This window comes from Streptomyces sp. NPDC007088 (genome assembly GCF_042869355.1).
Lineage (GTDB): Bacteria > Actinomycetota > Actinomycetes > Streptomycetales > Streptomycetaceae > Streptomyces.
The window spans coordinates 132,529-159,108 of the sequence record NZ_JBIAFO010000008.1; the positions used below are offsets into that span (position 1 = coordinate 132,529).

At 73.0% G+C, this 26,580-nt stretch carries 28 protein-coding genes; 16 read left to right on the forward strand and 12 right to left on the reverse strand.

All coding sequences use genetic code 11. From position 1 onward, the window contains the following. Nucleotides 1-25: 25 nt before the first annotated feature. A complete protein-coding gene (locus tag ACFYMP_RS15140) occupies nucleotides 26-898 on the reverse strand; it encodes an isoprenyl transferase (protein ID WP_388856304.1) in 873 nt (290 codons plus the stop codon). A gap of 77 nt (nucleotides 899-975) precedes the next feature. After that, nucleotides 976-1,722, reverse strand: coding sequence for a DNA repair protein RecO (gene recO, locus ACFYMP_RS15145; RefSeq protein WP_388856307.1), 747 nt, complete (start codon nucleotides 1,720-1,722; stop codon nucleotides 976-978). A gap of 419 nt (nucleotides 1,723-2,141) precedes the next feature. On the opposite strand from recO, the gene ACFYMP_RS15150 reads away from it, so the two are divergent. Beyond that, nucleotides 2,142-2,483 carry a hypothetical protein gene (locus tag ACFYMP_RS15150; protein ID WP_388856310.1) on the forward strand — a complete coding sequence of 114 codons (342 nt, stop codon included), beginning with the start codon at nucleotides 2,142-2,144 and terminating at the stop codon, nucleotides 2,481-2,483. A gap of 79 nt (nucleotides 2,484-2,562) precedes the next feature. Here the strand turns inward: ACFYMP_RS15150 and ACFYMP_RS15155 are convergent, their stop codons facing one another. Together ACFYMP_RS15155 and ACFYMP_RS15160 are read right to left on the reverse strand one after the other, a co-directional pair. Further along, complete coding sequence (locus ACFYMP_RS15155; protein WP_388856313.1) at nucleotides 2,563-2,778, reverse strand: hypothetical protein; 216 nt, start codon at nucleotides 2,776-2,778, stop codon at nucleotides 2,563-2,565. Further along, nucleotides 2,775-3,005: a hypothetical protein gene (locus tag ACFYMP_RS15160; RefSeq protein ID WP_388856316.1), complete on the reverse strand. Its 231-nt coding sequence runs from the start codon at nucleotides 3,003-3,005 to the stop codon at nucleotides 2,775-2,777. Before ACFYMP_RS15160 ends, ACFYMP_RS15155 begins: the two co-directional genes overlap by 4 nt. Before the next feature lie 116 nt (nucleotides 3,006-3,121). On the opposite strand from ACFYMP_RS15160, the gene ACFYMP_RS15165 reads away from it, so the two are divergent. From ACFYMP_RS15165 to ACFYMP_RS15210, 10 genes are all read left to right on the forward strand, one after another. Continuing rightward, on the forward strand, nucleotides 3,122-3,961 hold the full coding sequence (locus tag ACFYMP_RS15165; protein WP_388856318.1) for a helix-turn-helix domain-containing protein: 840 nt from the start codon (nucleotides 3,122-3,124) through the stop codon (nucleotides 3,959-3,961). Further along, nucleotides 3,943-4,146: a DUF397 domain-containing protein gene (locus ACFYMP_RS15170; RefSeq protein WP_388856321.1), complete on the forward strand. Its 204-nt coding sequence runs from the start codon at nucleotides 3,943-3,945 to the stop codon at nucleotides 4,144-4,146. The genes ACFYMP_RS15165 and ACFYMP_RS15170 overlap by 19 nt, the downstream gene beginning before the upstream one ends. An 86-nt stretch (nucleotides 4,147-4,232) precedes the next feature. Next, nucleotides 4,233-4,433, forward strand: a complete 201-nt coding sequence (locus ACFYMP_RS15175) for a DUF397 domain-containing protein (RefSeq protein ID WP_388856324.1) — start codon at nucleotides 4,233-4,235, stop codon at nucleotides 4,431-4,433. A gap of 76 nt (nucleotides 4,434-4,509) precedes the next feature. Further along, nucleotides 4,510-5,349 (forward strand): alpha/beta fold hydrolase, encoded by an 840-nt coding sequence (locus ACFYMP_RS15180; RefSeq protein WP_388856327.1) that lies wholly within the window; start codon nucleotides 4,510-4,512, stop codon nucleotides 5,347-5,349. 128 nt (nucleotides 5,350-5,477) lie between these two features. Beyond that, nucleotides 5,478-6,380 carry an NADP-dependent oxidoreductase gene (locus tag ACFYMP_RS15185; protein WP_388856330.1) on the forward strand — a complete coding sequence of 301 codons (903 nt, stop codon included), beginning with the start codon at nucleotides 5,478-5,480 and terminating at the stop codon, nucleotides 6,378-6,380. 60 nt (nucleotides 6,381-6,440) lie between these two features. Further along, nucleotides 6,441-7,361, forward strand: coding sequence for a DMT family transporter (locus tag ACFYMP_RS15190; RefSeq protein WP_388856332.1), 921 nt, complete (start codon nucleotides 6,441-6,443; stop codon nucleotides 7,359-7,361). 804 nt (nucleotides 7,362-8,165) lie between these two features. Beyond that, nucleotides 8,166-9,710 carry a 3-hydroxyacyl-CoA dehydrogenase gene (locus ACFYMP_RS15195; RefSeq protein WP_388856334.1) on the forward strand — a complete coding sequence of 515 codons (1,545 nt, stop codon included), beginning with the start codon at nucleotides 8,166-8,168 and terminating at the stop codon, nucleotides 9,708-9,710. Between the two features lie 30 nt (nucleotides 9,711-9,740). Then, nucleotides 9,741-10,952 (forward strand): 5-aminolevulinate synthase, encoded by a 1,212-nt coding sequence (hemA, locus tag ACFYMP_RS15200; RefSeq protein WP_388856337.1) that lies wholly within the window; start codon nucleotides 9,741-9,743, stop codon nucleotides 10,950-10,952. A 97-nt stretch (nucleotides 10,953-11,049) separates the two neighbouring features. After that, complete coding sequence (locus ACFYMP_RS15205) at nucleotides 11,050-12,258, forward strand: MFS transporter (RefSeq protein WP_388856340.1); 1,209 nt, start codon at nucleotides 11,050-11,052, stop codon at nucleotides 12,256-12,258. Continuing rightward, entirely contained in the window at nucleotides 12,251-13,525 is a 1,275-nt protein-coding gene (locus tag ACFYMP_RS15210) for a beta-ketoacyl-[acyl-carrier-protein] synthase family protein (protein ID WP_388856343.1), read from the forward strand. Before ACFYMP_RS15205 ends, ACFYMP_RS15210 begins: the two co-directional genes overlap by 8 nt. Before the next feature lie 168 nt (nucleotides 13,526-13,693). Here the strand turns inward: ACFYMP_RS15210 and ACFYMP_RS15215 are convergent, their stop codons facing one another. Next, nucleotides 13,694-14,059 (reverse strand): hypothetical protein, encoded by a 366-nt coding sequence (locus ACFYMP_RS15215; RefSeq protein ID WP_388856346.1) that lies wholly within the window; start codon nucleotides 14,057-14,059, stop codon nucleotides 13,694-13,696. 105 nt (nucleotides 14,060-14,164) lie between these two features. Here ACFYMP_RS15215 and sigJ point away from each other — a divergent pair, with 105 nt between their 5' ends. Beyond that, nucleotides 14,165-15,073 (forward strand): RNA polymerase sigma factor SigJ, encoded by a 909-nt coding sequence (gene sigJ, locus ACFYMP_RS15220; protein ID WP_388856349.1) that lies wholly within the window; start codon nucleotides 14,165-14,167, stop codon nucleotides 15,071-15,073. A gap of 50 nt (nucleotides 15,074-15,123) precedes the next feature. Here the strand turns inward: sigJ and ACFYMP_RS15225 are convergent, their stop codons facing one another. Both ACFYMP_RS15225 and leuA read right to left on the reverse strand, forming a co-directional pair. Further along, nucleotides 15,124-15,822, reverse strand: coding sequence for a TerB family tellurite resistance protein (locus ACFYMP_RS15225; RefSeq protein WP_388856737.1), 699 nt, complete (start codon nucleotides 15,820-15,822; stop codon nucleotides 15,124-15,126). A gap of 465 nt (nucleotides 15,823-16,287) precedes the next feature. Then, nucleotides 16,288-18,066: a 2-isopropylmalate synthase gene (gene leuA / locus ACFYMP_RS15230; RefSeq protein ID WP_388856352.1), complete on the reverse strand. Its 1,779-nt coding sequence runs from the start codon at nucleotides 18,064-18,066 to the stop codon at nucleotides 16,288-16,290. Nucleotides 18,067-18,416: 350 nt separating this feature from the next. Between leuA and ACFYMP_RS15235 the strand changes: the two genes are divergently transcribed. The 3 genes from ACFYMP_RS15235 (at nucleotide 18,417) to ACFYMP_RS15245 (ending at nucleotide 21,204) form a co-directional block, all read left to right on the forward strand. Beyond that, nucleotides 18,417-19,448 (forward strand): M4 family metallopeptidase, encoded by a 1,032-nt coding sequence (locus tag ACFYMP_RS15235; protein ID WP_388856740.1) that lies wholly within the window; start codon nucleotides 18,417-18,419, stop codon nucleotides 19,446-19,448. An 85-nt stretch (nucleotides 19,449-19,533) separates the two neighbouring features. Next, nucleotides 19,534-19,806 (forward strand): protealysin inhibitor emfourin, encoded by a 273-nt coding sequence (locus ACFYMP_RS15240; RefSeq protein WP_388856355.1) that lies wholly within the window; start codon nucleotides 19,534-19,536, stop codon nucleotides 19,804-19,806. Nucleotides 19,807-20,274: 468 nt separating this feature from the next. Further along, complete coding sequence (locus tag ACFYMP_RS15245; protein WP_388856358.1) at nucleotides 20,275-21,204, forward strand: GNAT family N-acetyltransferase; 930 nt, start codon at nucleotides 20,275-20,277, stop codon at nucleotides 21,202-21,204. A gap of 233 nt (nucleotides 21,205-21,437) precedes the next feature. On the opposite strand, the gene era is transcribed toward ACFYMP_RS15245, so the two are convergent. The 4 genes from era to ACFYMP_RS15265 form a co-directional block, all read right to left on the reverse strand. Then, on the reverse strand, nucleotides 21,438-22,388 hold the full coding sequence (era, locus tag ACFYMP_RS15250; protein WP_388856361.1) for a GTPase Era: 951 nt from the start codon (nucleotides 22,386-22,388) through the stop codon (nucleotides 21,438-21,440). A gap of 130 nt (nucleotides 22,389-22,518) precedes the next feature. Then, nucleotides 22,519-22,884 carry a cytidine deaminase gene (locus tag ACFYMP_RS15255; protein ID WP_388856364.1) on the reverse strand — a complete coding sequence of 122 codons (366 nt, stop codon included), beginning with the start codon at nucleotides 22,882-22,884 and terminating at the stop codon, nucleotides 22,519-22,521. Nucleotides 22,885-23,007: 123 nt separating this feature from the next. Then, nucleotides 23,008-23,421 carry an SRPBCC family protein gene (locus tag ACFYMP_RS15260; protein ID WP_388856366.1) on the reverse strand — a complete coding sequence of 138 codons (414 nt, stop codon included), beginning with the start codon at nucleotides 23,419-23,421 and terminating at the stop codon, nucleotides 23,008-23,010. A gap of 111 nt (nucleotides 23,422-23,532) precedes the next feature. Next, nucleotides 23,533-24,369 carry a helix-turn-helix transcriptional regulator gene (locus tag ACFYMP_RS15265; RefSeq protein ID WP_388856743.1) on the reverse strand — a complete coding sequence of 279 codons (837 nt, stop codon included), beginning with the start codon at nucleotides 24,367-24,369 and terminating at the stop codon, nucleotides 23,533-23,535. 190 nt (nucleotides 24,370-24,559) lie between these two features. Here ACFYMP_RS15265 and ACFYMP_RS15270 point away from each other — a divergent pair, with 190 nt between their 5' ends. Next, a complete protein-coding gene (locus ACFYMP_RS15270; protein ID WP_388856369.1) occupies nucleotides 24,560-26,056 on the forward strand; it encodes an MFS transporter in 1,497 nt (498 codons plus the stop codon). A gap of 100 nt (nucleotides 26,057-26,156) precedes the next feature. On the opposite strand, the gene ACFYMP_RS15275 is transcribed toward ACFYMP_RS15270, so the two are convergent. Beyond that, on the reverse strand, nucleotides 26,157-26,579 hold the full coding sequence (locus tag ACFYMP_RS15275) for an MmcQ/YjbR family DNA-binding protein (RefSeq protein ID WP_388856372.1): 423 nt from the start codon (nucleotides 26,577-26,579) through the stop codon (nucleotides 26,157-26,159). Between the last annotated feature and the right edge of the window lies 1 nt (nucleotide 26,580).

The following is a 26,580-nucleotide window of genomic DNA, read 5'->3' on the forward strand; positions in this document are numbered from 1 at the left end:
CACCGGCCCCGGTGCCGCGGCGGTGTCAGCCTTCGCCGAGGGCTCCGGCCCCGGGCTGCGGCCCACCGCGCATCGCGGCCTCCATCCTGGCCAGTTCCTCATTGGGCACGGCCCCGCCGAAGCGGCGGTCGCGGGAGGCGTACTCCACGCAGGCGCGCCACAGGTCGCGGCGGTCGAAGTCGGGCCACAACACGTCCTGGAACACCATCTCGGCGTAACTGCTCTGCCAGATCAGGTAGTTGGAGACGCGCTGCTCACCGCTCGGGCGCAGGAACAGGTCGACGTCCGGCATGTCCGGGTAGTACAGGTACTTCTGGATGGTCTTCTCGTTGACCTTGCCCGGGTCGAGCCGTCCGGCGGCGACCTCCTCGGCCATCCGCCGGGCCGCGTCGGCGAGTTCGGCGCGCCCGCCGTAGTTGACGCAGAAGTACAGCGTGAGCAGGTCGTTGTCCTTGGTCTGCTCCTGGGCGACCTGTAGTTCCTGGACGACGGACTTCCACAGCTTGGGCATCCGGCCCACCCAGCGGATGCGGATGCCGAGTTCGTCCATCTCGTCGCGGCGGCGGCGGATCACGTCGCGGTTGAAGTTCATGAGGAAGCGGACCTCCTCGGGGGAGCGCTTCCAGTTCTCGGTGGAGAAGGCGTACAGCGACAGGTTCTTCACCCCGACCTCGATGCAGCCCTTGAGCACGTCCAGGACGACGCCCTCGCCGACCCGGTGGCCCTCGGTGCGGGGCAGCCCGCGCTGCTTGGCCCAGCGGCCGTTGCCGTCCATGACGCAGGCGACGTGGCCCGGGATCAGTTCCGCGGGGAGCTTGGGCGGGGTCGCCCCGGAGGGGTGCGGCTCGGGCACCTTGTACTCGCGGCGCTGCCGTCCCAGAATCCCGCGTCCTGCCATGGGTCTCACATCTCCCGGTGTTGACTACTCGTACGGCCGGCTCCTGGCCGCCCCCCTGCCCGCGCGTGCCGTCCGCCCTACTTCTCGACGTACCGCATGGACCGCAGCCCGCGCTCCAGGTGCCAGGAAAGGTAGGCGGACACGAGCCCGCTGCCCTCCCTGGCGTGACGCGGTTCACACGCGTCCGCGGTGGCCCAGTCGCCGGTCAGCAGGGCGCCGAGCAGGGCGAGGGCCTCCGAGGAGGGTACGACGCTACCGGGCACCCGGCAGTCCCCGCAGACCGCTCCCCCCGAGGAGACGGAGAAGTGCCGGTTCGGCCCGGGAAGCCCGCAGCGCGCGCAGTCCGTGAAGCTCGGCGCGTAGCCGTTGACGGCGAGCGAGCGCAGCAGGAAGGCGTCGAGGACGAGGGAGGGGGTGTGCTCGCCCTGCGCGAGGGTGCGCAGTCCGCCGACGAGCAGCAGGTACTGCTGCACGGCGGGCTCCCCCTCGTTGTTGGTGAACCGCTCGGCGGTCTCCAGCATCGCGGTACCGGCCGTGTACCGCCCGTAGTCGGTCACGATGTGCCGCCCGTAGGGGGCGATGGTCTCGCTCTGCGTGCACAGCGGCAGCCCGCGCCCCAGCAGCTCGCTGCCGCGCGCGAAGAACTGCACGTCGACGTGGGAGAACGGCTCCAGCCGCGCCCCGAACTTCGACTTGGTCCGCCGCACCCCCCGCGCCACGGCCCGCACCCGCCCCTGCCCCCGGGTCAGCAGCGTGATGATCCGGTCCGCCTCCCCGAGCTTCTGGGTGCGCAGCACGATGCCGTCGTCGCGGAACAGACTCATGGGGCCATTGTCGCGTACGGAGGGGGTGAGGCGGGGAGAGGGGCGAGAGGGCGCGACGCCCCGGTCCGGACGCGTCGCGGGGGGGCCGGGGGCGATCGCGTACGGACGCGGCCGCGGGAGGCACCCACGCGTCCCCGGCACCGGCGACCCGGCGCGCCTGGACGAGAACCCGGCGGCGGGCGCGCTGCGGCTGAGCCCGGCGGAGCCGGAGCGGCTGGGGACGGCGGGCGGGGCGGAGGACTGAGGCAGGACTCGCGCCCCGGGAGACGGTACGAAGGGAGCGACCGGGAGCGGACGCCTTGAATCTCCTTGTGAAGGCTGTGGAAGGTTCCCGCCGAGGGATTTCCGCGCCGGTTAGGTTCGGGAACGCCCGGCCCGGTCGGGCACTCCTGTACTGAACCGCAGCGGAGGAGAACCACATGTCCCGTGCCCGAGGTATCACCCTTGCCTGTGCGCTGGCCGCGGCCCTGACCACCGCCACCGTCACGACCGCCACCGCCGACTCGCACATCACCGGACCCGCCGCCCGTTCGCCGCAGGCGGGGAGTGCGGCGGCGGCCGAGGTCTACTGCCCGTACCGGGTGAAGGCCGACAGCACCCCGGTCAGGAGCGCGGCCCGCCCCACCGCGCCGATCGTCGGTTCGCTCGCCAAAGGCCAGTTGGTGACGGGCTCGACAACGAGCAACGGCTTCATCAAGATCGGCACGGCGAAGTGGGTCGTGGGGACCGCCTTGGTACGCGAAGGCCAGTGCCGGTCCTGATCCGGCGACCGGCCGCCCGTAGCCCCCGCCGCTGTCCGCGCGGCGGGGGCTACGAATCCGGCTCCCGCCCGGTGGCCGCTCAGAGCACCTCGCCCCGGCTGCGCGCGTTGGCGTACGCCGTGCAGGCCCGGACCCGTTCGAGGACGGTCGCGGTCCGTACGGTGGCGGGGGCGGCGTCCCAGACGTCGCCCACGCCGATCGGCCTGAGCCGCACGGCGCTCTCGTCGGCGGTCACGACGAGCCCGACCCGCCCGGTGCGCGTGTCGACGGCGTACGTCCCGACGAGCACGCTCACGCGGCGGCCGTCTTGCGGCGCAGTACGGCGGCGAGCCGCGCGGCGAGTTCCGGCGCGCACCCGCCGAGCTGAATGTGCGGGCACGGCTTCTCCCGGGCCACGGAGGCGAGATCGAGCCCGAGGGACGGCAGCTTGATCCCCACGGCGGAAAGCGCCGCGCGCAATTCCTCGACCGTTTCCTTGGCCTCGTCCACACAAACCGCCGCGTGCGTCCGCTTGTTCGACATGGTGATTGCCCTTCATCAGAAGTGGTGAGGTGCCTGAACCTCACCACGACGATGGGCGTTACTCCCTACAGTGAGAAGCCTTTGTGGGCGTACACCAGCACTGTGAGGAGCGGGCGTTGAGCCTTGACGAAGAGTTCAAGATCCTGACCTGGGAGTACTTCGGGGAGGAGCTGAAGCGGGCGCGGGTGGCGGCGGGGTTGACGCAGTCGGGGCTGGCGGCCCTGGTCTTCATCTCGGGGAGTTATGTGGCCCAGTTCGAGATCGGCCAACGGAAGCCGCAGCTCGACGTGGCGGAGCGGATTGATGAAGTACTACGGACAGGCGGCATGTTGGCCCGCATGGTCAGGAAACTGATCCGTAAGTCCGGACACGCCGAATACTTCGCTCAGGTAGCCGCACTGGAAGCCCAGGCCACAAAGGTGCTGGACTTCTATCCCATGGCAATCCCGGGGCTACTTCAAGTGGCCGACTACTCGCGAAGCCTGATCATCGCCGCCCACCCGTACGCCACTGATGAGTTTGTCGAGGAAAAAGTGGCGGCCCGCGTGGGTAGAGCACGACTTCTGGCCGACGTGACTCGCCCGCTCTACAACGCGATTGTTCACGAGGCGGCGCTCCACATCGCTGTGGGTGGCAATCCGGTCATGGCAAGGCAGCTTGAGCACATCGCCACCATGGCACGATCGCGCTGGCTCAGTTTCCAGGTACTCCCCTTCCGGGCTGGTGCCACCGCGGGCATGAGCGGATCTTTCCGTCTCATGGCGTTCGAGGACATGCCGGGTGTGGCTTACACAGAGGGGCTGTACTCCGGGTCGCTTCTGGACGATCCACGCCTGGTTTCGAAGCTGACCGATACGTACGATCAGCTCAGGGCCGACGCGTTGTCGCCAGCGGCGTCCCTCGAACTGATCTCGTCGGCGGCCGAGGAGTACCGGCGATGCGCGAGCGCGACCTGACGACTGCTGAGTGGCGCAAAAGCACCCACAGCAACGGCGATGGTGGCGACTGCCTGGAGGTCACCACCTGCCCAGGCGTCGTTCCGGTCCGTGACAGCAAGAAGCCAACTGGTCCCGTCCTGCTCTTCCGCGGCCCTGTCTGGTCCCAGTTCATCGAAGACGTGGTGGGCACCCTTCCGCGCTGACCGGCAGGCCATCGGATTCGTTCAGGGGCACACCCATCACCCATGGCCCCGATTCCGCTCGCACCAACAGCCAAGGAGTACCGGCTATGCGCGAAGACGATGCGACAGCAACGGTGTGGCGCAAAAGCAGCTACAGCGGCGGCAACGGGGACAACTGCCTCGAAGTCGCTGACCTCCCAGTAGGCCCCGTCCCCGTCCGCGACAGCAAGAACCCCACCGGCCCGGTCCTCCTCTTCCAGTGCGCCACCTGGACCCGGTTCATCGAGGACGTGACCGTCGACCGCTGACCGTGCCCCCGGCGACACGGCCGCCCACCACACAAGCTCGTTGCGGGACGGGCTGATCGATGCCAGCCTCCCCGTCATGCCCACCTTCCCCGCCTTCGACGGCACCCCGCTCTCCTACCGCGTCCACGGCACCGAGGGGGACCCCGTCATCTGCGTTCCCGGGGGCCCCACCGACTCCGCGTACCTCGGGGATCTCGGCGGGTTGTCGGCCCGGCGTCGGCTGTGCGTCCTGGACCTGCGCGGCACCGGCGCCTCCGGCGTTCCCGAGGACACCGGGTCCTACCGCTGCGACCGGATGGCGGAGGACGTCGAGGCGCTGCGGGCGCACCTCGGGCTGGACCGGATGGACCTGCTGGCGCACAGCGCGGGCGCGAACCTCGCCGCCCGGTACGCGGCCCGCCACCCGCAGCGGGTGAACGCGCTGGCCCTGATCACGCCGGGTACCCGTGCGGTCGGCATCGGGATCGACGGGGCCACGCGGCGCGAGACGGCGCGGCTGCGCGCGGACGAGCCCTGGTTCCCGGCGGCGTACACGGCTCTGGAGGCGGTCACCGGCGGCACCGGAGCGAACGCCGACTGGGAGGCCATCGCCCCGTTTCAGTACGGCCGTTGGGACGACGCCACCCGCGCCTTCCATGCCGCCACCAGCGAGCCGGACAATCCGGAGGCGGTCGCCGCCTTCGGTTCCGAGGGCGCGTTCGACCCGGAGGAGACGCGGGCGGGGCTGGCCGCGAGCGGGGTCCGGGCGCTGCTGCTGGCCGGGGAGTACGACCTGAACAGCCCGCCCCCGGCGGTCGCCGCCTTCGCGAAGCTGTTCGGGGAGGCCGTCTTCCTCGTACAGCCGCAGGCGGGCCACTACCCGTGGCTGGACGACGCGGGCCTGTTCGTCAGGGCGACGGCGGCCTTCCTCGGGTGAGCGCTCGCCTCCTTGGGCGCGCCCGGCCGTCCACCTGCCGCGGCGTACACCTAGGGTGTGCGGAGCGAAGGACGTACACGGTCGAACCCGGCACGGGCGACGCCCCGGAGCCGAGAGCGGAACACGCGATGAAGGCAGCCCAGTTCAGCCGCTTCGGGGGCCCGGAGGTCCTGGAGATCGTGGAGCTTCCCGATCCTCTTCCGGGGCCCGGCGAGGTGCGGATCGCGGTGCGCGCGGCCGGGGTCAACGCGAGCGACTGGAAGAAGCGCGCGGGGCTGATGGACGAGGAGCTTCCGCAGACCATGGGCTACGAGGCGGCCGGGGTCGTGGACCAGCTCGGCGCGGGCGTCGCGGACGTGGCGGTCGGCGACCGGGTGTTCGGCTTCTGCACCGAGGGGGCGGCGCAGGCCGAACTGGCGGTGCTGTCCCACTGGGCGCCGCTCCCGCCCTCGCTCGGCTTCGCCGAGGCGGCCGCGCTGCCGGCCGCCGTCGAGACGGCCACCCGCGCGCTCGATCAGCTCGGTGCCGGAGGCGGCGCCACGCTGCTCGTCAACGGTGCCTCCGGGAGCGTCGGCGGCGCCGCCGTGCAGCTCGCCGTGGCACGCGGCGCGCGGGTGATCGGCACGGCGAGCCCCGCGAACCACGCCTACCTGCGCTCGCTGGGCGCCGAACCCGTCGCGTACGGCGCGGGCCTGGCCGAGCGGGTGCGCGCGCTCGCGCCCGAAGGCGTCGGCCTGGCGCTCGACGTCGCCGGGAGCGGCGTACTGCCCGAGCTGATCGCGCTCGCGGGCGGTCCGGAGCACGTCGTGACCCTCGCCGACTTCCCCGGCGCGCGGGAGCACGGGGTGCGGTTCAGCCGGGGGGACGAGGGCCGCGCGCTCCACGCGCTGGCCGGGATCGGTGAGCTGATCGAGTCCGGGCGCTTCGCGCTCCCGGCCGTCCACACCTTCCCGCTCGCCGAGGTCGCGGCGGCGCACCGCGCCGGTGAGGACGGCCGTCCGCGCGGGAAGCTCGTCCTGCTGGTCGGCTGACCCGCGTCTGCGGGGCGAAAAGCATGTGCCGTGTCGTGCCCGGTCGTTGAGAATGCCCGCATGGCCACCATGAACGTCGACGGGAGCGGACGCGGCCCCTTTCCCCGCGCCCGCTCCGTCTCGCTGACCGCGATGGCGGGACGTACCTTCGACGCGGTCCCGCCCACGGCGCTGGTCCTGCTCGGCATCGTCAGTGTCCAGCTGGGCTCGGCGGTGGCCAAGCACCTGTTCGGGGCGGTGGGCAGCTTCGGGACGGTCGCGCTGCGGCTGTTCTTCGCGGCGGCGGTGCTGCTGCTGGTGTGGCGGCCGTCCCCGCGCGTGCACCGCCGTACGTGGGCCGTGGTGCTCGCGTACGGCGTCGTGCTCGGCGGGATGAACCTGTGCTTCTACCAGGCGCTGTCCCGCCTCCCGCTGGGGATCGCGGTGACCGTCGAGTTCCTCGGGCCGCTGACGGTGGCCCTGGCCGGGTCGCGGCGGTGGCTGGACGCCTTCTGGGCGCTGCTCGCGACGGGCGGAGTGGTCCTGCTGATGGAAGGGCGCGGCGAACTCGACGTGGTGGGGCTGCTGTTCGCTCTCGCGGCGGGAGCGGCCTGGGGCCTGTACATCCTCGTCGGCGCGGCGCTGGGCCGGCACACCGCGGAGGGCGGCGGGCTGGCGCTGGGCATGGCCGTCGCGGCGCTGGTGGCCGTGCCGTTCGGCGTGGCCGAGAGCGGGACGGCGCTGATCCAGCCGTGGGTGCTGATCGCCGGGCTCGGGGTGGCGCTGCTGTCCTCGGTGATCCCGTACACGCTGGACCTGGAGGCGCTGCGCAGAGTCCCGCCCCGCGTGTTCGGCATCCTGATGAGCCTGGAGCCGGCGATGGCGGCCCTCATCGGCTTCGTCGTGCTCCGCGAGTCGCTGCACCTGTCGCAGTGGATCGCGGTGCTGTGCGTGGTGGCCGCGTCCGTGGGCGCGACGCGGGGCACCGGCCCGGCCGGCTGAACGGGCGCCGAAACAGAGGGGACGAGGGGGCGGCCGACCCACCTGGGGATCAGCGCTCGGGGCTCCACCGTACCGCTCCGGCACGTCACGCCAAGGGGTCCCGGTGCGACACTTCCCCCCCGATCCCGTTGGGGCCCGTTCGGTCCTCCCGCCGCTTCCCGCACCGCGATGTCCGGGCAGCAGCGGCCGGACGAACCAGCGCCCGGCAACGGGCAGTTCATGTCGCTCATCACCCGACCGTGGTCCGTCGTGCGAGAGCGTCCGCAGTCAGCTCCCGGGCGCCGCAGCTACTCGGGAGGGGAGATGTGGAACCGGCGCGGCACACGCGCGCGGAAAGCCGCGAGCCCGGCCCGAGTATCCGGCACACGCACGAGCGCCGGGCACGAATGCCCTGAACTCCACGGGCCCGATGCGGCGCGGAACACTCGGGGCTGTTCCCGGGTGTCCCGACGGGTCCCGCGGAGCGTGGGCGTCCGGTCACCGGCGGCGCGCCGCCTCGCGGTCGGCCGGTCGCGCCAGGACGGTCTCTCTCCGGCCGGCCGCCCCACCGCCGTCGCGCCGACGCGCCCCTGGTCGACGGCCGATGCGCCGAAGAGGAAACTCTGGGAAAATCCCGGCCCGCCAACCGGTTCTCCGCCGAAGAAGCCACTCGACAACACGCCTGCGCATAGCCCCCTATGAACCTTCCATGAAGGGCGTGTTGCACGCCCGGCCAGGCCCCGAGCGGGTGGATTACGTTGAGTGAGGGCGCTGCCACAGAAGCTCGGACGCCTCAGTCCCTAAGCCTATTCCCCTAGGATTCCTGTGAAGTCGCACAAGCAACCGGACGACCTTGTGGCCGTGGTCGGAGCCGGCGCCATGGGAACCGGGATATCCCAGGTCGCGCTCCTCGCCGGCCACCGGGTGCTCCTGCTGAGCCGCCGTGCGGGGAGTTCCCGGCGAGGCCGGGAGGAGATCGAGAGCCGCGTTCTCCGGCTGGTCGGCAAGGGGCGCCTGGGCAAGGAGGAAGCGCTCGCCGCTCTGGACCGGCTGACCACCTCCGAGGACTTACCGGAAGCGGCCTCGGCCGGCCTCGTCATAGAGTCCGTGCGCGAGGACATGGCGGCGAAGTCCGCGGTCCTGGCGGGCATCGAGAAGCACGTGGGCGAGGAAGCCGTTATCGCCACCAACACTTCTTCCCTGTCCGTGACCGCTCTCGCCGCCGGCCTGGAGAACCCGGCCCGGTTCGCGGGACTGCACTTCTTCAATCCGGCTCCCCTCATGACGCTGGTCGAAGTGGTCTCCGCGACGGCCACGGCCGAGCGCACCACCCGTTTCCTGCGCAGGACCGCGGAACGCTGGGGAAAGACCCCGGTGCTCTCCGCCGACCTGCCCGGATTCATCGTCAACCGGGTGGCACGCCCTTTCTACGGGGAGGCGCTGCGCACCCGGGAACAGCGAGCGGCCTCACCGGCCACCATCGACGCGGTCCTCACAGGCTCGGGGGGCTTCGCCATGGGTCCCTGCGCGCTGATGGACCTCATCGGCCACGACGTCAACGAAGCGGTCACCCGGGAGGTGTGGAGCGCCTTCCACCACGACGCGCGCTTCGCCCCCTCCCTCGTCCAGCGCAAGCTGGTGGAGGCCGGGTACCTCGGGCGCAAGGCGGGCCGGGGCTTCTACGGCCACGGGCCCGGCGGCGCCCCGCCCGCTCCCGACACCCGTGCCCCGGTCTCCGTACCGCCGCCGCGTCAGGTGCGTCTGCACGGTGACGCCGGGGCCGCCGGAGGACTCGTGGACGTGCTCGTCGCGGCCGGAGTCCCCGTCGAACGGGTGGCGGCGGCCGCGTCCAGCGCGCTGGACGGGATGTTCGAGCTGCCCGACGGGACGCTGCTGCGTCTGACCGACGGGCGTACAGCCGACCGGCACGCCCGGCGTACGGGACGTCCGGTCGTCCTGTTCGACCTGAGCCTGGACTTCGCCGCCTCCTCCCGTACCGCCCTGGCAGTGAGCGGCGGGGTGTCCGATGCCTCACGGGAGGCCGCGGTGGGCCTGTTCCAGCTACTGGGCAAGGCCGTCAGCACGGTGGACGACATCCCGGGGCTGCTGGTGTTCCGCACCGTCGCCATGCTCGTCAACCTCGCGCTGGACGCGGTGGCCGAGGGCCTGGCGAGCGCCCACGACGTCGACACCGCCATGCGCCTGGGCACCAACTACCCGCTGGGGCCGATCGCCTGGGGCGAGCGGATCGGGCTGCCCTCGGTCCTCGCCCTGCTGGAGAACCTCGACGACGAACACCGGGACGGGCGCTACCGCCCCTCCCCCGCGCTGCGCCGTGGCGCGCTGCGCGCCGGCCCACTCGCGGTCTGACCTCCTCTTCCAGAAACGGAGACACCACGCATGCAGGCTCTGTCACACCTCGCCCGGGACGTCGCGTCGGCCAAGGAGCAGGGGCGCTACCGGACGTACCTGAATCTGGAGCGCCGCGCCGAGACAGCCCCACGGGCCGTGCTCCACGCCGGGGACGGCCCGCGCGAGATCACCGTCTGGTGCTCCAACGACTACCTCTCGCTGAGCCACCACCCGACGGTCGTCGACGCGGTCGCCGACACGGTGCGCGGTGTGGGCCTGGGCACCGGCGGCGCGCGCAGCATCTCGGGCACCAGCACCTTCCACGAGGACCTGGAGGGCGAACTCGCCTCGCTCTACCGCAAGGAGCGGGCGCTGCTTTTCAGTACCGGCTTCGCGGCCAACGACGCCACCCTGACGGTGCTGGGCCGGCGCATACCGGGGCTGGTGATCTTCTCCGACGAGCTGAACCACGCGTCGATCATCCAGGGCGTCCGCAACAGCGGCGCGCAGAAGAGGATCTTCCGCCACAACGACACGGGTCACCTGCGCAAGCTGCTGGAGGAGACCGACCCGGACGCGCCCAAGCTCGTCGCCTTCGAGTCCCTGTACTCCATGGAGGGCGACTTCTCCCCGGTCCGGGAGATCGTGGACCTCGCCGAGGAGTTGGGCGCCCTGACCTACCTGGACGAGATCCACTCGGTCGGCATCTACGGCGAGGAGGGCTCCGGCTACGCGGAGGAGCAGGGCGTCCGTGACCGGATCACCGTCTTCCAGGGCGGTTTCGGCAAGGGGCTCGGCGGGGCCGGCGGCTACATCGCCGGGCCCGCCTCCGTCATCGACAGCGTGCGGACCTTCGCGGCCCCGTTCGTCTTCAGCACGTCCGCCCCGGCGCCGCTGGTGGCCGGCGCGCTGTCCGCGCTGCGTCTGGTCCGCCACGACTCCACGCAGCGGGACCTGCTGCGGGCGCGTGCGTCGGAACTGAAGGAGGGGCTGGCCGCGCGGGGCATCCCGGTCATCTCGCGCGACAGCCACGTGGTCCCGGTGCTCGTCGGCGATCCGCACCGCAACAAGGAGGTCAGCGCGCTGCTCCTGGGCGACCACGGCATATACGTCCAGCCGGTGAACGCGCCGACCGTGCCCGAGGGCACCGAGCGGCTGCGCGTCACGCCCACCTCCCGTCACACGGCCGAGGACGTCGAGGCGTTCGTCGAGGCGCTCGACGCCGTGTGGTCGGCGGCCGGTCTTCCCCGCAGCCGCTGATCGCACCGGCCGGAGGCCGTCGCCCCGGCACGCGTTCCGAAACCGTTCTCGTGCCGGGGCGACGGCCGAAACCGCACCCAAGATCTCAAGGATTCTCGTGAAAAACGCCACCCCACCTGTGCTCTGGCTGCTCGCGGTGGGCGCCTTCGCCATCGGCACGGACGCGTTCGTGATCGCCGGTGTGCTGCCGGAGATCGCGCACGACCTCCGTGTCTCCCCCGGTGCCGCCGGTCAGCTGATCACCGTGTTCTCCCTGACGTACGCGCTGTTCGCCCCGGTCAGCGCCTCGGTCACCGGCTCGCTGTCCCGCCGGACCGTACTGGCCTGCGGGCTGGGCACGTTCGTCGTCGGCAACGTGGTCTCCGCACTCGGCGACTCCTACGGATGGGTCGCGGCGGGCCGGTTCGTCGCCGCGCTCGGCGCCGCCTCGTACACGCCGCAGGCTTCCGCCGCCGCCGCGTCCCTGGTCCCCGAGGAGCGCAGGGGCCGGGCTCTGGGCATCGTCATCGGCGGCCTGACCGTGGCCACCGCGCTGGGGGTGCCGATCGGCACCTGGATCGGCGGCGTGGCGGGCTGGCGGGCCACGCTGTGGGCGGTCGCCGCGCTGGGCGCGGTCGCGCTGCTGGGGAGCGCGGCGCTGCCGAGGCTGGCGCCCGCGGGCAGGCACCCGCTGGCCGAACGGCTCTCGGGCCTGCGCGATCCGGCCGTCCTGATCACCCTGTCGGTCACCCTGCTCGCCGTCACCTCCGAGCACGTGGTCTACACGTACATCGGCCCGGTGCTCCAGGACGCCACCCACGGTGGGCGGGCGCTGTCGGTGCTGCTGTTCGTCTTCGGCGTCGGCGCCGTCGCGGGCAACGCCCTCGCCGGGATCGCCACCGACCGGCTGGGCAACCGGGCGGTGCTCCTGCTCGCCGTCGGCGGCATGGCGGTGGACCTGGCCCTGCTGCCGCTGTGGTCCGGGTCCCTGACCGGGGCGGGCGTCGCGTTGTTCGTCTGGGGTGCCACGGGGTGGATGTACCTCGTGCCCCAGCAGCACCGGCTGCTTTCGCTCAGCGAGGCGAGCGGCCCCTTCACCGTGGCGCTCAACAGCTCCGCCCTGTACCTGGGCATCGCCCTCGGCGGCGTGCTCGGCGGCCTCCTCGTCAACACCTGGGGCCCCGGATCGACCGCCGTGCCCGCCTTCGTCCTCGCGGCCGTCGCCGTCACCGTCGCGGCCCTCACCTACGGACGCCCCACCCCCGCCGGCCCGGTGCGGGAGACACGCGACGATCCCGCGCGGCAAGGAGTTCTCGACGATGACTGACCGACCTGCCGACGACCCCGTCGTCGTCACCGGGATAGGCACCCTGCTGCCCGGCACCGGATCGGCCGCGGAATTCTGGCGGCATGTATCGGGCGGGCGGTCCCAGATCGGGGCCCTCACCCGGTTCGACGGTCCCGCCGAGGGGGTGCCCGTGCACGCGGCGGCCGAGATACGCGACTTCGACCACGCCGCCCGCCTGCCGGGCCTCGACCCCTCCCACGCCCGCAAGTACAGCCGGGAGATCCTGATCGCGCTGTCCGCGCTCGTTCAGGCCCGCGACGACGCGGGACTCGGCCAGGGGGACGTCGATCCCCGGCGGCTCAGCGTGATCTTCTCCTCGTCGCGCGGCCCGCTCTCCTGGTGGCAACCGGTGCTGCGCGGCGAGGACCCGACGGCGTACGACGACAAGGGCGCCATGTTCCGCGGGCTGCCCGGCACCCCGGCCAGCCTGGCCGCCATCCACACCGGGGCGAAGGGCCTCGTCACGACCGTCAGCAACGCCTGCGTCGGCGGCCACCAGGCGATCGGCCTGGCCCTGCGGGAGCTGCGGGCGGGTAGCAGCGACGCCGTCCTGGTCGGCGGCCACGAGTTCCCCATCCTGCCCGAGGTGGCGCACTGCTACCGGGCGCTGGGCGACGGTGTGCTCTCCACGGAGTCCGCGGACCCGTCCCGCGCGGTGCGCCCCTACAGCGCCGACCGGGAGGGGTTCGCCCTCGGCGAGGGCTCCGTGGTGCTGTGCCTGGAGCGGGAGTCGACCGCCCTGCGGCGCGGGGCCCGGGTGTACGCCCGTGTCCTCGCCCACGCCTCGATGAACGAGGCCGAGCACCCCACCACCATGGACCTGACCGGCAAGGTCACCGCCGGTCTGGTGGTCGAGGCCCTGGAGGAGGCCGGGCGCCGCCCGGACGAGGTGGGCTACTTCTGCGCCCACGGGACCGCGACCCGCTACAACGACCTCGCCGAGAGCCGGGCCCTGCGTGCGCTGTACCCCGGCCGCGGCCCCGGGGCGCTGCCCCCGATCAGCTCCAACAAGCCGATCTACGGGCACACCTTCGGCCTGGCCGGGATCATCAACGCGGCCTCCACCGCTCTGATGCTGCACCACCAGCGGCTGGCGCCGACCATCAACCTGACGACGCCCGACCCGGAGTGCGACCACGACCACGTGGCGGAGGGCGCCCGCGACACCTCGTTCGATCTCGCGGTGTCCCTGTCGTTCGCCTTCGGGAGCCAGACCTCGGTGCTGGCGCTGGGGGCGGCGGCCTGAGAGACGAGCATCATCGTGCGGTCGTCCAGCCGCTTCCCGCCCCGCGACGCCCCGGGCGGCGGCGGCCGGCCGAACCCCCGCTGAATGGTGGACGGTTCATGAGGACGCGTCACCCGTCCTCCGGCGGTACAGCCGTCCGCCCGCCGTCATTCGCCCGCCCACCGGACGTCAGCGCCGCCGCACCAGCGCCACCAGGCTCAGCCCGAACATCAGCACGCCCAGCGGGAGATGGACCGAGGGCACGTGCGCGATGCCGAGCACGACCTGGACCGAGGCGAGGACGAGGAAGCCGGTCGCGTGCCCTATCGGCCGGGGCGAGCCGCCGCCCGGCTTCCACGCGAGGACGGCGGCGAGCACGTAGAGCATCGAGGCGCCGTACACGACGCGGGCCCCGACGCCGTGGATCGTCTCCCCGTAGTGCGAGGTCAACAGCAGTCCGGCCGAGATCGCCTGGACGAAGACGGTCAGGGTCTGCAAGGCGATCGCGACCTGGAGGAACGAGAAGCGGTGCGGTGCCGTCGCCTGGGTGGTCATGCCGCGGTCCCCTTTTCCGCCCGGTGCGGGCAGTGGATCGGTAAGGTCTCACCAGCCCGACGAAACGGGCCGCCGAAAGGTAAGGCGACGGGGGCGGACAGCGGCATGGAGGCAGCGGAGGCGGCCGGGGAGGACACCGACGGGACGGCCGGTGAACGGCGTCAACTGATCAACGTCGGCTACCGGTTGCTCGGCTCACTGGCCGAGGCCGAGGACGCCGTGCAGGAGGCGTACGCGCGCTGGTACGCGCTGCCGCCGCGGCGGCGGGAGGAGATCGCCTCCCCCGGCGCCTGGCTGACGACGGTGACCGGCCGTATCTGCCTGGACCTGCTCGGCTCGGCGCGGGCCCGGCGGGAGCGCTACGTCGGCGCGTGGCTGCCCGATCCGCTGCCCGGCCGCGCCGAGTGGGGCGGCGGCCACGAGGGCGACCCCGCCGACCAGTTGGTCCTGGACGAGTCGGTGACCATGGCCTTCCTCGTCGTCCTGGAGTCGATGACGCCCGCCGAGCGGGTGGCGTTCGTCCTGCACGACGTCTTCCGGTACCCCTTCGCCGAGATCGCCGCCGTCGTCGGCCGGACCCCCGCGGCCTGCAAGCAGCTCGCGGCCTCGGGGCGGCGCCGGGTGCGCGAGGCGCGGAGGCCGGCGACGGCGACGGGGCAGGCCGAGGCCGTGCGGCAGGTCAAGGAGGCGTGGGAGACCAAGGACATCGCGGCCCTCGTCGGCCTCCTCGACCCGGCCGCCGTGATGACCGCCGACGGCGGCGGCGCGGCCGGTGCCGCGCCGCACCCGATCGAGGGCGGCGCCGCCGTCGCCCGGTACTTGGTCGCCGTCGCCGACCGGGCGCCGGGGCTCGAACTCCTGGAGCGGTCCGTCAACGGGCTGCCCGGACTGGTGGCGCGACGGGCCGGCGCCGTCCTGACCGTGGCCGCCTTCGAGGTCGCGGAGGGCCGCGTCACCCGGATCTGGGTGGTCCGCAACCCGGAGAAGCTGCGGCCGTGGGAGCGGGAGGGCTGAGGCCGCGGCTCAGGACGGGCGACAGCCGACGGGCCAGGGCGCCCGCCCGTTCAGGACGGCATCCGCGCCTCCTCCAGCAGCCGTGTCACCTCGTCGGCGTCCAGGGTCAGTGCCGTGCCGACGAGTTCGAGGGCGTCGCGTTCGGCCGCCGTGTAGGGGCCGTCCGCGAGGGCCACGCGGGCGCCCTGGAGCAGGATCGTTTCGCGGCCGACCGGGGCGAGGTGCGGGGCGAGCGGGTCGATGGACTCGTGCAGCTCTATGGCCAGCGTGAGCGCCGCCGTCTCCGCCTCGGCCGGGTCGTCGGGGCAGGCGGCCGAGCCGGGGTCCTCCGACAGGGCCCGCATCAGCATGTAGAGCTGGTCCTCGCCGCAGTCCTCGAACCCGGCGGCGCGCACGGTCGCGGCGGCCGTCTCCATCGTCGTACGGGAGGCCGTGCCGCCCGCCGCGAGGACGGCGACGACGACGGTGTGCACGGCGTCGCGCAGCAGCGCGCCGAACCGGTGGGTGGTGGGGTGGTCGAGGACCTCCGGGCCGAACCGGCCCTCGCAGGAACCGCATTCGACGACGGGGCCGGTCCTGCCGCGCCCGAGGACCGGGACACCGAGGAAGGTGAGCCGGCGACGCCCGGTGCGGCGCAGGTAGTTGCGGTCCCCGCCGCAGTCGGGGCAGAAGAACTCGCCGTCGCCGACGGTCGTCCAGCTCGTGCGTACGTGGGCGATTCGCGCGCCCGTGCGAACAGCCCAGCGCAGAAGGGCGCGGGCGCCTCCCCCGTGAACCCGGCGGCCGTACCCCGTACGCCCGTCCTGAACCCGGTCGCCGCTGTGGTCCTGGCCCTGACCTCCGGCTCGTGCCACGAGGCACCTCCCTTCAGCGGCAGCGCTTCCTTGCGCTGCGCTTTCCCGTTCCGCGCCCCCGTCCCTGCCCGGCGGGTGCCGCCGTGCGGGACGGCGGGCCCGGCCGGCCCGGGGCTGCGGGCGGCGCTCCCCCGAACCAGCCGGGCGAGGAACCGCATGGGCGTGATGTTAGCCACATCCGCGTGATGTCGTCAGTACCCACGTGTTACTCGGCCGAGACATGGCCGGGATACGACGCGGGCCCCACCGGTCGGAAACCGGCGGGGCCCGCGAGGCGAACAGGGGTGCGGCGACTGCGAGGAGGTCCGGCGTCCGGCGCGGCGAGGGGCGGCGCCCCGCGCCCGCCGCGCCGGGCGGCCGTCAGCGGGTGGCGCGGTTGACGGCCGAGACGACGGCCTTCAGGGAGGCCCGCGTCGTGTTGGCGTCGATGCCGATACCCCACAGGACCTTGTCGCCGATGGCGACCTCGATGTACGAGGCGGCGACGGCGGAGGCGCCCTCGCTCATCGTGTGCTCCTGGTAGTCCAGCAGCCTGGCGTCGATCCCGATGCCCGTCAGGGCGTGGAAGAAGGCCGAGATCGGACCGTTGCCCGAGCCGACGAGGGTCGTCTCCGCGCCGTCGACCTCGGCTTCCACCGTCAGTGTGTCGACGCCGTCGGTGTCGGTCGTGGTCTGGCCGTGCCTGACCTGGACGCGGCCCCACGGGTTGTCCGGGTTCGGCAGGTACTCGTCCTGGAAGGCGGCCCAGATGTCGGCCGGGGTGACCTCCCCGCCCTGCGCGTCGGTGCGGGCCTGGATGATCTTCGAGAACTCGATCTGCATGCGGCGCGGCAGTTCGAGCTTGTGGTCGTTCTTCAGGACGTATGCGATCCCGCCCTTGCCGGACTGGGAGTTGACGCGAATCACGGCCTCGTAGGAGCGGCCGACGTCCTTCGGGTCGATCGGCAGGTACGGGACGGCCCACTCGATCTCGTCGACGCTCTTGCCGGCCTGCTGGGCGCGTACGCCCATCGCCTCGAAGCCCTTCTTGATGGCGTCCTGGTGGGAGCCGGAGAAGGCGGTGTAGACGAGGTCGCCCGCGTAGGGGTGGCGCGGGTGGATCTCCATCTGGTTGCAGTACTCGGCGGTGCGACGGATCTCGTCGATGTCCGAGAAGTCGATCTGCGGGTCGATGCCCTGCGAGAACAGGTTCATCCCGAGGGTCACGAGGTCGACGTTGCCGGTGCGCTCGCCCTGGCCGAACAGGCAGCCCTCGACGCGGTCGGCGCCGGCCATGACGGACAGTTCGGCGGCGGCGACGGCGGTGCCCCGGTCGTTGTGCGGGTGCGCGGACAGGGCGACGTACTCGCGGCGGGAGAGGTTGCGGGACATCCACTCGAAGCGGTCCGCGTAGGTCGAGGGCGCCGAACGCTCCACGGTCGCGGGCAGGTTGAGGATGATCTCGCGACCCGGGCCGGGCTGCCAGACGTCCATGACGGCCTCGCAGACCTCCAGCGCGAAGTCCAGCTCGGTGTCGGTGAAGATCTCCGGCGAGTACTGGTAGCCGAAGACGGTCTCCTCGCCGAGCAGCTTCCCGGCGTACTCCACGACGTGCCGGGTGCCGTCGACGGCGATGCGCTTGACGTCCTCGCGCGAGCCCCGGAAGACGACCTCGCGGAACACGGGCGCGGTCGCGTTGTACAGGTGGACGTTGGCGCGGCGGGCGCCGACCAGGGACTCGACGGTCCGCTCGATCAGTTCCTCGCGGGCCTGGGTCAGTACGGAGATCGTCACGTCCTCGGGGATCGCCTCGGGGTCCTCGACGATGGAGCGCACGAAGTCGAAGTCGGTCTGCCCGGAGGAGGGGAAGCCGACCTCGATCTCCTTGTAGCCCATGCGTACGAGCAGGTCGAACATCTCGCGCTTGCGGGCCGGGGACATCGGGTCGATCAGGGCCTGGTTGCCGTCGCGCAGGTCCGTGGAGAGCCAGCGGGGGGCCTTCGTGATCCGCTTGCCGGGCCACGTGCGGTCGGGGATGTCGACCTGCTCGTACTGCCCGTACTTGTGGATCGGCATCCCGGAGGGGCGCTGGAGGTGCGTGGCGTTGCTGAGGGGGCTGCGCGCGGAGGTTCCGGGATCGACAGGCTGGCTGGTGCTCATTGCGTGGGGCTCCTCTTGGGTCCGCTGAGGCGGCCGACGGTGCGGAAAACCGCAACACCTCACTCCGCGGGGAGGGGGTCGGCCTACGACTACAGACCCTCGCCGCGGCAGCTAAGAAGAAGCAGCCCGAAACGCATGATGTCCCGCACCTTAGCCGAGTCGTGCGCTGTGCGTGTCCGTGTATCAGTATGCGGGACCCGCTCTCGCCCTCGGTAAACATCCACGGGTGACCTATCCCTCTATCGCACGAATATCGATCACAGGTGGCGACAGGAGGAAGGACAGGTGTAACGGTGGGTGTCGTGGACGTCACACCAAGCGACCGGACTCGACACCTGGAGGGCCGCCCCATGTTCTGCTCGATCATCCCGCCCCACCTGCTGAACCACCTCGCCTCCCACGCGGACCCGGCCCTGTCCGGCCCCGCGCGCCGCACGCTGGACGGCGACCACCAGCGCCGGCAGGTGCGCCACGAGGCCGCGCTCGCCACGGTGCGGGCCGCCGCCGCCCCCAGGGCGGCCGCCGAGGCGAAGCCCGACCGCACGATCTACGACGCGCAGCACCACACGCGGCTGCCGGGCCGCCAGGTGCGCGCGGAGGGCGAGAAGCCCGGCAAGGACGCGAGCGTCAACCGCGCGTACGCGGGGCTCGGCGCGACCTTCGACCTGTTCCATCAGGTCTACGCGCGCAACTCGATCGACGGCCGGGGCCTGCCCCTGCACGCGAGCGTGCACTACGACCGCGAGTACAACAACGCGTTCTGGGACGGCAAGCAGATGGTCTTCGGGGACGGGGACGGGGAGATCTTCCTCGACTTCACCCTCCCCGTGGACGTCATCGGCCACGAACTGACGCACGGCGTCACGCAGTACACGGCGAACCTGGAGTACTCGGGCCAGTCCGGGGCGCTCAACGAGTCGATCTCGGACGTCTTCGGCTCCCTCATCAAGCAGCACGCGAAGCAGCAGCGCGCCGAGGACGCCGACTGGCTGATCGGTGACGGCCTGCTCGCCCCGCGCGTCGAGGGCCAGGCGCTGCGCTCCATGAAGGCCCCGGGCACGGCGTACGACGACGACGTGCTCGGCAAGGACCCGCAGCCCGGCTCGATGGACGACTACGTCGACACCCAGGAGGACAACGGCGGGGTGCACATCAACTCGGGCATCCCCAACCGCGCGTTCTACCTGCTCGCCACGGGCCTCGGCGGTTTCGCCTGGGAGCGCGCCGGGCGCATCTGGTACGACGTGCTGACCGGCGGCGAGCTGTCCGCCAGTGCCGAGTTCGCCGACTTCGCCCGCCTCACCAAGGCCGCCGCCGACGGCCGCGACGAGCAGGAGGCGGTCACCAAGGCGTGGTCGGAGGTGGGCGTCGACCTGTCCTGAGGACGGGGCCCGTGCGGCGGACGGGGACGGAGAACAGGGGTCCGGCGTGGATAGCCGGCGAGGACGAGCGGGTAGGCGGCAGTACATGCGAATCCAGGTGACGCGTACGGGAGGCTTCGCCGGGCTGCGGCGACAGGGCAGCGTGGACACGGAGGACCTGCCGGACGCCGAGGAGTGGCACAAGCTCGCCGAGCACGCCCTCGCCGACGCCGGGGCCCGGGACCCCGCCCCCTCCGGGGTCCCGGACGGCTTCCACTACGACCTGACGGTGGGCGACCGCACGATCCACTGCGCCGACCCCCACCTGAGCGACGCCCAACGCGATCTGTTCGCGCGGGTGTTGCGGGAAGGGGCCTGAAGGAGCGGGCCGGGAGGCTGGGCGGCCGTCCCGCCCCTTGGGGCGGGGAGGGACGCGACAAGGGCTGCCCGCGGGGTATCCGCCTTCCATGAGGCGTTGGTGGGTGTGGGCAGGGGCGCCGGTCGTCCTGGGCATCGCGGCCGGCGCCGTCACGACCCTGGTGACGGACAGGGCGTGGGCCTCCGGGGCGGCGTCTCGCTGCGTGGTGTTCTCCTGCGTGTACCTGGCGATCAGGCCGGCCGCGCTCTTGGGACGCCGGCTCGCACGGCGGGGCCGGCGGACACAGGACGGCGGCGCGGACGGCGGCGCGAAGACGCGCCACGAGTGCGGCGGGTGAGTTCCGGGGGGGCCGGACTGGACGGCGAGCGGTCCCGGCCCGCCGTCACCGGCCGGCTGTCGCCGGACAGCGGTTCGGGGTCCGCCCTGGTACGGGTGCGGCGGCCGCCCGGAAGCGCTTGGATGGGCCGCATGCCGTCCGCCGAACCCACGCACTCCGCGCCCGCCGGGCCGTCCGGGCCCGCCGCCGCCTCCCCTTCTCCCGGTTCTCCCGGTTCTCCCGGCCTTTCTCCCGGGGGCGCCGCCGCCCTCTTCCCCGTCCTGGAGAGGTACTACGACACCGTCCCTCGTCTCGTGGCCCGCGCCGAGGACTTCGGGCCGCTGACCCTGTTCGTCCGTGATCCGCTGCTGGGCAAAGAGGACTGGAGGTTCTACGCGCGGCCCACGTACGGCTGGACGGGGCGCGCGGCGAACGAGGAGGACGTGCGGCGCGTACGGGCCCGGCAGCGGGAGTTGCGGGTCCCGGAGAGCTTCGAGTGGGTCGACGAGAGCACGCCGGGGCTGCGGAGCGCGGTCGAGGCCACCGGACTGGAGGTCCGGGAGCACCCGCTGATGGTCCTCGATCCGGCCGCGCCCGTGCCCGGACCGCAGCCGCGGGCGCGGTTGCTCGGCCCGGACGACCCGGCGCTCCCGGCCGCCCTGGCCGTCCCGCATCTCGGCTTCGGCCACCCGGGCACCGACCGGGGTCCCGAGGGGCTCGCCTCCCTGCGGGAGTGGCTGGCCGGGCACCCGGACGGACCGGGCGCCGAGGGGGCCGCCGCCCGGATACGGGCCGGCGGGAAGGCCGTCGCGGTCGCCGGGGAGGAGGAGGGGCTGCCGCTGTGCTCGGGGCAGTTCAACGTGGTCGAGGACACCGCCGAGGTCGTCGCCGTCGCGACGCTGCCGCAGGGGAGGCGTGCGGGCCTGGCCCGCGCGGTCACCTCGGTCCTCGTGACCGAGGCCCGCGCCAGGGGCCTGCGCCACGTCTTCCTCTCGGCCGACGACGAGGCCGTGGCCCGGGTCTACGCCAGGACCGGTTTCCGCCCGGTGGCCACGTCCTTGGAGGCGGGCACGCCCCGGTAGGCGGACGCTCCGGCAGGGCGGGCACGTCCCCGTAAGACGGGCGCGCGTCTGGAGTCTGGAGGAACGACGTTCCCCTCGCGGGGGCGCGGCCCCTCGCGGCGTTCCCGTGCGCGTTCCCCTCCCGGGGACCCCTCGCGGCGCACCCGTGCACGTTCCCCTCGCGGGGGCGCGTCGCGGCGTTCCCGGCGCCGGGGCGGCGCCCCCACGGCTGCCGGCCGCCTGCGGCCCCGGGCTCAGAACCCCAGGCGGCGGAGCTGCTTCGGGTCGCGCTGCCAGTCCTTGGCGACCTTGACGTGCAGGTCGAGGAAGACGGGGGTGCCGAGCAGCGCCTCGATGTGCTTGCGGGACTTGGTGCCGACCTCGCGCAGCCGCTGGCCCTTGGGGCCGATAACGATCCCCTTCTGGCTGGGGCGCTCGATGAACAGGTTGGCGTGGATGTCGAGCATCGGCTTGTCGGCGGGACGGCCCTCGCGCGGCAGCATCTCCTCGACCACGACGGCGATGGAGTGCGGCAGCTCGTCGCGTACGCCTTCGAGCGCGGCCTCCCGGATCAGCTCGGCCACCATGACCTGCTCGGGCTCGTCGGTCAGGTCGCCCTCGGGGTAGAGCGGCGGGCTCTCGGGGAGGAAGGGGACGATGAGGTCGGCGAGCAGGCCGACCTGGGCGCCGGAGACGGCGGAGACCGGGATGATCTCGGCCCATTCGAAGCCGAGTTCCTTCGCGAGCTGGTCGACCGCGATGAGCTGCTCGGCGAGCGCCTTGCCCTCGACGAGGTCGGTCTTGGTGACGATCGCGATCTTCGGGGTCTTCCTGATCCCGGCGAGTTCCTTGGCGATGAAGCGGTCGCCGGGGCCGATCTTCTGGTCGGCGGGCAGGCAGAAGCCGATCACGTCGACCTCGGCCCAGGTGGCGCGGACCACGTCGTTGAGCCGCTCGCCGAGGAGGGTGCGCGGTTTGTGCAGCCCGGGGGTGTCGACCAGGATCAGCTGCGCGTCCTCGCGGTGCACGATGCCGCGCACGGTGTGCCGGGTGGTCTGCGGCCGGTTGGACGTGATGGCGACCTTCTGGCCCACCAGTGCGTTGGTCAGGGTCGACTTGCCCGCGTTGGGGCGGCCGACGAAGCACGCGAAGCCCGCGCGGTGCGGGGCGGAGGAGGAGGGGGAGGGTTCGCTCATGCGGCCCATTGTCCCCGATCCGGCGCGCGCGGCAGACCGGGGCCGCCCGTACGGGGCCGTGCGGGGGCCCGGCCCGGCTCTCACCGCGCCCCCGCACCGGCTCCCGCGAGGCCGGCCCCGCGTGTCTCCGGGCCGGTGCTCAGCCCGCCGTCAGCCGCTCCCGCACCGTGCCGTCGGGCGCGGCGAGGAAGACGGGGGTGGCGGGGCCGCCGAGGTCGGCGACGGCGGACAGGTCCTCCGGCGACAGCCCGGCGGCGGCCGAGACGACTGCGGCGGCCTCCAGGGACCCGGCCCCGCTGGCGACCGCCATCGCGACGGCCGTGCGCAGCGCGCTCAGCCGCAGGCTGGGCAGCTCCACGCTGCCCGCGACGTAGGTGCGGCCGGTCTCGTCGCGTACGGCGGCGCCCTCGGGCACGCCGTTACGGGCGCGGGCCGAACGGGCCAGGGTGACGATCTTGCCGTCCTCGGGGTCCAGCGCGGCGGGCGGCTGGGTGCTCTCGCTCATGATCCGAGCATACGAACCGCCGGGGCCCGGCCCCGCGGCCGGGCCTCCCGCCGCCCTCCCCGGGTGCCCGGCCGCGCCCTGGGCACCGTGCCCGGTCAGGTCGGACGGGCCGGGGCCTCCCGCCTACCGCTCCGCGCTCTCGACGGCCGCCTTGATGCCGTTCAGGGCCTCCTCCAGTCCGTGGTCGACGTGGGCGCCCTCCGTGCTGTGCGTGTGGAGCTGGACGGTGAGCCGGGAACTGTCCGGCCCCTCGCCGGGGTCCACGTGCAGGCGGCCCCGGTAGTCATGGGGACCCGGAGCGCCCCATTCCAGGCTCTTGCCGTCTTCGAGGACGTGAATCCACGCCTCGCTCGTGACGTCCTTCTCGGGGGCGTCCGGCGGGTCGATGTGCGCCGTGACCGTCACCTTGTCGTCCTCGCGCGGACGGGCGGAGGTCAGCCGGGGCAGGTAGGCGGGCAGGTTCTCCACGTCGGCGAGGTAGGAGAAGAGCCGCTCGGTTCCCACCGCGACCAGGATCGAGTTGTCGTAGTCACCCATGTGTCCGCTCTGCCCGCGGGGGCGGCCCGCTATGGCGGCGGGAGGGCCGCACCACTCGAAGGGGGCCCCGCGCGCCGCCGCCCGGCCGCCCCGTACCGCGCCGGGAGGGCCTCAGCCCGCGATCCCGTGCATCTGCCGGCGGCGGCCCTCCGGGGAGAGCAGCCACTCCAGCTTCGCGGCCGTGTCGGTACCGGGCCACGGGGAGTGCAGGACGATCGTCAGGTCGGGCCTGGCCGGTACCCGCAACTGGGTGCCCTCCAGCGACAGGCGGCCCGCCTGCGGATGCTCCAGTTCCTTGCGCAACTGGCCGCCGGGGGCGATGTCCCTGCGGGCCCAGAGTGCGGCGAACTCGGAGCTGGCGGCCAGCGCCTCCTCGACGATGAGCTGGAAGCCGTCGTCGTCGGGGCACTCGGAGCAGGCCGCGCGGAACTGCGCGACGACCCTCGGGGCGATCGCCGCCCAGTCCTTGGCCCGGGAGCGGTAGACGGGATCGGTGAAGAAGGTGATGAGGCAGTTCTGCCGCTGGTCGGGGTTCATCCCGAGCACGGCGGCGGCCGAGTCGTTGTACAGGACGGTGTTCCAGTACGCGTCCATGATGTGCGCCGGGAACGGCAGCCAGTGGTCGAGCAGCCGTTGCAGCCCCTGGCACATGTCCGCGTCGCCCGGGTCCACCTCGGGCGCGGGCGGGTTGAGGCCCGCGAGGACGTAGAGGTGGCGGCGTTCGGCGCTCGTGAGCCGCAGGACGCGGGCGACGGCGTCGAGGACCTGCGGGGACACCGAGATGTCCCGGCCCTGCTCCAGCCACTGGTACCACGAGGCGCCGACCCCGGCGAGGACCGCGACCTCCTCGCGCCGCAGGCCCGGGGTGCGGCGGCGCGCGCCGCCGTCGGGCAGGCCCGCGTCGGCGGGGCTGACCCGGGCGCGACGGCTCATCAGGAACGCGCGCAGTTCGCTGTGGCGCCGCGATCTGCCGGGCCGGGTGTCCGCCCCCGCGAGCGCGCCGGGGCGCGTCGCCGTCTCTGTACCGGTCCGCGTAGTCGTCACCGCTGAAGCCCCCCTGGCCGCCTGTCTGGTGGTGCCGCCACCAGCATAAGGAGGAGCTCCCCACGCTTGTTCCCGTCATCGGAAGCTCTTTGCCATGACCGAAGCAAGGATCGTCGAGACCGTCCTCGAACCCGCGGCGACCACCCCGGCGGGCCCGCCCCCCGCGAGCGCCGCACGCCCCTCCGCTCCCCCGACCGCCTCTGCGCCCGTTCCCGGCCCGGCCCCGGACCGGCTCGGCGCGCGCGCCGCGCTCGTCCTGTTCGTGCTGTGCGCCGCGCAGTTCATGGTGGCCCTCGACTTCTCCGTGCTGAACGTGGCGCTGCCCGCGCTCGGCCGGGACCTCGGGATGGGCGAGGCGGGGCTCCAGTGGGGGATCACCGCGTTCGCGCTGCCCTCGGGCGGCTTCCTCCTCCTGTCGGGGCGCCTGGGCGACCTGTACGGCAGGCGGCGGCTGTTCCTCACCGGGCTCGCCCTGTTCGGCGCCGCCTCGCTGCTCGCGACGCTCGCCTGGGACCCGGCCTCCTTCCTGGCGGGCCGCGCGCTTCAGGGGCTGGGCGCCGCCGCGATCGTGCCGACGGGGATGTCCCTGCTGACGACGACCTTCCCGGAGGGGCCGCTGCGGGACCGCGCCCTCGGCATCAGCGGGACCCTGCTGTCCCTCGGCTTCACCGTCGGCATGGTGGCCGGCGGGGTGCTCACCGACACGCTGGGCTGGCGCTCCACGATGGGCCTGCTGACCCTGTTCTCGGTGCTGGTGCTGCCCCTGGCCCCGGTCCTGCTCACCGAGTCGAGGACCCCTGAGCGGCCCCGGCTCGACGTACCGGGCGCGGTCACGGTGACCGGCGGTCTGCTCGCGGTGATCTACGCGCTGTCCACCGCCGCCGACCAGGGGTTCGGCCGCGCCGACGTCCTGGTGGCGCTGCTCGCCGGCCTGGCGCTGCTCGCGCTGTTCGTCCGCGTCGAGTCCCGCGCCGACCAGCCGCTCGTGTCCCTGCCGATGCTGCGCCGGCCCACGGTGGCCTGGAGCAACCTGGGAGGTCTCGCGACCTTCTCGATGATGAGCACCGTGGTGTTCGTGCTGACGCTGTACCTCCAGGAGGTGCTGGGCCTGTCCCCGTTCCGCACCGGGCTGGTCTTCGGGGTGCAGGGCCTCCTGTCGGTCGTCGCCGGGGTCGGCGCGGGCCGGCTGGTCAGCCGCTTCGGCTCGCGTTCCGTCCTGGTCGGCTCGCTGCTGGTCCAGGGCCTGTCGGTGCTCTCGCTGCTCGCCCTCGGGACCGGGTCCGGCTCGGTGTGGCTCGCGACGGCCGGGGTCTCGGTGGCGAGCGTGGGACACCTGGGCGTGATCGTCTCGTACGGGCTGACCGCGACCTCGGGCGTACCCGACGAGGAGCAGGGGCTCGCGACGGGGCTCGTGACGAGCACCCAGCAGGTCGGCCTGACGGTCGGCATCCCGCTGCTCGGCGCGATCGCGACGACGGCGGGGGACCTCGCGCACGGGGTGCGCCTGGCGCTGCTGGTCGACGCGCTGGTGGTCGTGGGCGCCGCCGTCCTGGTGGGGCTCGGGCTGCGCGGGAGCCGGAAGGCTGCCTGAGGGCCACCGGGGCTCGGGGGCTCGCGCTCGCGGTCCCCGCACCGGACTCAGGGCCGCGGTCCCCGCACTGGGCTCAGGGGCCGCGGTCCCCGCACCGGGCTCAGGGCCGGTCGAGCCTGAGCCGTTCGACTTTCGGCAGTCCGGCGACCACGAGGTCGTAGGAGTCCTCGATCATGTCGCACACCTGACGGCCGGGCAGCAGCCCGGCCGTCACCGTGTTCCAGTGCCGCTTGTTGAGGTGCCAGCCGGGGGCGACGGCCTCCGGCAGGGCGGCGCGCAGCCGCAGCGCGTCCTCCGGTTCGCACTTGAGCGAGACCTTGAGCGGCTCGGCGTCCAGCTCGCTCAGCGCGAAGACCTTGCCGAGGACCTTGAAGACGGAGGTCGTCGGGTTGAAGGGGAACTCCTCGACGGAGGCGTTGAAGGACAGGCAGAAGGCGCGCAGCCCGGCCGCGTCGAGGGGCGGCCCGGCCGCCGGACCTGCGTCCGCGCCGCCGGCCCCGCTCCCGCGCTCGTGCGCGCCCATG